Origin of the sequence: Curtobacterium sp. PhB130, from assembly GCF_003755165.1 — a bacterium.
GTDB lineage: Bacteria > Actinomycetota > Actinomycetes > Actinomycetales > Microbacteriaceae > Curtobacterium.
In genome coordinates this window covers 1-3236 of sequence record NZ_RKII01000001.1, presented here as the reverse complement: position 1 = coordinate 3236, position 3236 = coordinate 1, and the positions used below count along the sequence as shown (strand labels likewise).

6 protein-coding genes are annotated in these 3236 nt (G+C 68.0%); all 6 read right to left on the bottom strand.

Annotated features, from left to right (window positions below; translation table 11 throughout):
• Positions 1-447: 447 nt before the first annotated feature.
• Positions 448-870, bottom strand: coding sequence for a hypothetical protein (locus tag EDF24_RS00030; protein ID WP_123700745.1), 423 nt, complete (start codon positions 868-870; stop codon positions 448-450).
• Positions 867-1265, bottom strand: coding sequence for a hypothetical protein (locus EDF24_RS00025; protein WP_123700744.1), 399 nt, complete (start codon positions 1263-1265; stop codon positions 867-869). Before EDF24_RS00025 ends, EDF24_RS00030 begins: the two co-directional genes overlap by 4 nt.
• Positions 1262-1513: a hypothetical protein gene (locus EDF24_RS00020; RefSeq protein ID WP_148070763.1), complete on the bottom strand. Its 252-nt coding sequence runs from the start codon at positions 1511-1513 to the stop codon at positions 1262-1264. The genes EDF24_RS00025 and EDF24_RS00020 overlap by 4 nt, the downstream gene beginning before the upstream one ends.
• A gap of 76 nt (positions 1514-1589) precedes the next feature.
• Positions 1590-1796 (bottom strand): hypothetical protein, encoded by a 207-nt coding sequence (locus tag EDF24_RS00015; RefSeq protein WP_123700742.1) that lies wholly within the window; start codon positions 1794-1796, stop codon positions 1590-1592.
• Positions 1797-1855: 59 nt separating this feature from the next.
• The gene (locus EDF24_RS00010) at positions 1856-2338 is read right to left on the bottom strand and encodes a hypothetical protein (RefSeq protein ID WP_123700741.1); all 483 of its coding nucleotides are present in this window, start codon (positions 2336-2338) and stop codon (positions 1856-1858) included.
• Between the two features lie 79 nt (positions 2339-2417).
• The gene (locus EDF24_RS00005; protein WP_123700740.1) at positions 2418-2894 is read right to left on the bottom strand and encodes a hypothetical protein; all 477 of its coding nucleotides are present in this window, start codon (positions 2892-2894) and stop codon (positions 2418-2420) included.
• Between the last annotated feature and the right edge of the window lie 342 nt (positions 2895-3236).

The following is a 3236-nucleotide window of genomic DNA, read 5'->3' as shown; positions in this document are numbered from 1 at the left end:
ACCCGAACCCCAAGTCACGCGGGCCGTCTCGCGCACCCGCGACGTCCCGACACCGAAGGAAGCGATTCCGACGACACGGAGCGAAGCTGCCCACACATCTCGTTCCGGAAAGTGAAAAGTTCCCGCGGAACCTACAGGCCCGTGGACGCACGGAACGCCCGGCCTGAAAGGAACAACTGTCAGATCGAACCTTGGCCGGGCGTCCTGTGGACTGATTCTACGGCAGGATGCGGCGAGCGCCCCTAGTAGCGACGGACTCGGAGGGTATTCCGACTTGGGGGTGGTGGTTGAGTCACCCCTGAGCGGTATGTGGTTGTCGGTCCCTGTGGTCTGTGGTCGCCACCTCCTTACATGTACTAATGTACGCGATTTCCGCGCTATAGTCAACCGGGTTGGGTATCCGAGTTTGGCGGATCGGGCCGCCCAACTCGGTGGGTCATCGGGCCATCAGGTCTCCGTCCATCCGGTGGGCAGGGCGACCGGATGCCCGCATCCCTCGTGCACGTAGCAGAGGCCGTTGTAGTCGGTCCGTTCGTCGTAGGCGGGGCTGATGGTCCGGTGGTCGTGGTCGAACTCGTCGGGTGCAAGGGTGGTCAGGCGGTCGCTGGTGTCGAGGACCGCGAGGCTCTCGCTGTTCTCGACGTCGGTGCCGCACCAGGGGCAGCGGACACCGGCGTAGGTCTCGCCGTCGTCGGTGATCTGCACCGGGACCAGGGGTGGGAGGACGGCCTCGCGGAGGCGCAGCTCGACGGCCGCGCGGATGGCGAGTGCCAGGTCCGGGTGCTCGTCGATGAGCCGGAGCACCGGGGCCAGTAGGGACGACTCCCCGCCGATGAGAGCCGTCGGGACAAGCTCGATGGTGTCGCTCATGCGCGCGCCCCTCTCGCGGTCGTGTTGCCGATCCCGCACCGGGTGCAGGGCACGTCCTCGGCGCACGCGGGGGCGTCGCAGAGGTCGCAGTACCAGGTGCCGTCGGTCCACTCGGCCCGCGGGCGGAACAGGTAGTCCGGGGTGGGGGCGTGGCGGCCACGGAACGGCAGCCGGGTCCCGTCGGTGCGGTGTGCCCACGGCAACGGGTCACGGTCCCCGTCCGTCTCGCCCTCCCGCACTTCGCGGATGACGTGCGCGGCGATGTCCGCTCGCCCGAGCGCGTCGAACAGGGCGGCGAGGGTGAACCCCTCGGTCATGTTGAGCGTGCAGAGCACTTGCGTGCTGTCCCACTCCAGGACCATTGCCGAGGCCGCCTCGGTCGCGGCGGCGCTCACTGCTCGGTCCCCGTCGTGGTCAGATTCGACCAGGCTTGCCCGGCGATGTTCCCGTAGCGCTCGTGCACGGCTGCTCCGGCGTCGTCCACGTACTGGCGCACCTGCTCGACGGTCAGCGTGCCGGGGTCGAGGCGCTCGCCGTAGAGGGTTTCCCAGCGGTCCGGGTCGATCTGGACGACGCCCTGGTAGTTGGCGGTCTCGGTGATGTCGAACACGGCCCATGTGGGCCGGTCGGTGGTGGTGGTCATGGTGTCTGTCTCCCGAGTCGTGTCGGTGATGTTGAGGGGTGGGAAGGACGGCACAGCGCCGCCCCTCCTGCGGCGGTCACTCCGCGAGCGGGTCGCGGGTGAGGGTGTCGACGAACGTCGCGTAGTCGGTGCCGTCGAGGACTGCGGTGTGCGCGAGCGCCCACCCCATGTCCGTCGCGACCCGGAGCTGGTTGTCCCGGTCCTTCAGCGCCGCTGTGCGGGCTTCTGCGGCGTCGTCACGCTTGGCGACGACCGTGCGGACGGTCTCGATCTGCTGTCGCATCTGTGGGCCTCCCAGGGCCTAGGGGGAGGGGGCGGTGACCCGTCCCCTCCCGGTGTCGGCTAGGCCCGGTCGGTGCTCACGTGCTCGGTGCTCCAGTCGAGCGACGCCCACGAGATCGCCTCGCGCATGTCGCTCTCGTCGAGCGAGTCGCGGGCGATCGCGTAGGCGTCGTCGCTGTCGTGGCAGGTTGCAGTGTGCGTGTACGAGAAGGTCAGCGTGACCTCCATCTCCACGTTCCACTCGCGGGCACGCGGCACACCGTCCATCGTCTCGGCGATGCGGTCGTACTCGTCGCAGAATCCCTCGGTGTCGGCGGTCTTGCCGGCGAGGACCCAGAAGTCGTGCAGGCGCGGGTCCGATCCGGTGGTGATCTGCGAGGTCTCGGCGATCACGGCGCGCTGCTGAGCGGCCGAGAGAGCCGATTCGAGCTCCGCGATCCGAGCGGCGTCGGCCGCGAACCGGGCAGCCGCCCGAGTCGGGGTCCACGCGTCGGCGGGGGAGGCGATCTGAGCGGCGCTGGTGTTGCTGTCGATGAGGGTCATCGGTGTTCCTTTCTGATTCGATCTGACATGTACGAATGTACGCGTTACCACAGACATTCGCGGTGGTCACGCGCGATCGTCACCAGATTTCGAAGCCGCCCGAGTGTCGAACGAACGCCGCGAACTCGCGCACCAGCGCGGTGCTCAGTGAGTAGGAGGCCTCCCATGCCTCGCGGTCGCCCTTGCCGTCGCAGCCGTTGCACCAGCCGCGCTCGGCGTAGCCGAGGCTGACGCCGACCGGATCGGTCCGTGTGCCCGTTCCCTCGCAGAACTGGCACGTGAGGCGGGGCAGGGCGGCGATTGCCGCTTCCCGCGCCTGCACGTAGGCCTCGGCGTGTCCACTCGTGAGTGCCCGCTGTAGGGCGCTGGCGAGAGCGACCGAGTCGGCCTGGTCCAGCCCGTCGCCGTCGTTGCTGTGGAGGTGGGTCACCTTCCCGATGAGGTCAGGCGCGACCTCAGTCAGGTACTCAGCGAGAGGGTGCCACCCCCAGACACTGGCGCGGAAGTAGCGCCCCGTCTCGTTCTCCGGGTTCTTACCGTAGACGTCCATGCCCATTGTGTTGTTCCTTTCATGGTTCAATCTGACATGTACGAATGCACGGATAACTTCCGACATTGAGTCGCGCCGCCTCGCCCCCATGCCTGCGCGCCCCGTCCTGCCGCTCTCGGGTGTTCGGGTGTCTGGGTGTTCGGGAGTCTGGTTGTCTGTGACTCTGGTAGCGCCGGACTCCGGGAGTCCGAAAGTCTGTAAGTTTGAGAGTTCCGTAGAACGGGGACGTTGTGCGGGGCATCGGGTGGCTCGGTGCGGGGGTGGTGCGTGGGGTGCGGTGCTCCGCTGTGGGTGGTGCGGTGTGGCGGTGTGCGGGGTCGGGTTGGTGGGGTGGTATCGGGGGAGGGG

Coding starts and splice junctions, on each gene's coding strand:
- EDF24_RS00030 (WP_123700745.1), bottom strand. CDS start 870: ATGAGCGACACCATCGAGCTTGTCCCGACGGCTCTCATCGGCGGGGAG.
- EDF24_RS00020 (WP_148070763.1), bottom strand. CDS start 1,513: ATGACCACCACCACCGACCGGCCCACATGGGCCGTGTTCGACATCACC.
- EDF24_RS00015 (WP_123700742.1), bottom strand. CDS start 1,796: ATGCGACAGCAGATCGAGACCGTCCGCACGGTCGTCGCCAAGCGTGAC.
- EDF24_RS00010 (WP_123700741.1), bottom strand. CDS start 2,338: ATGACCCTCATCGACAGCAACACCAGCGCCGCTCAGATCGCCTCCCCC.
- EDF24_RS00005 (WP_123700740.1), bottom strand. CDS start 2,894: ATGGGCATGGACGTCTACGGTAAGAACCCGGAGAACGAGACGGGGCGC.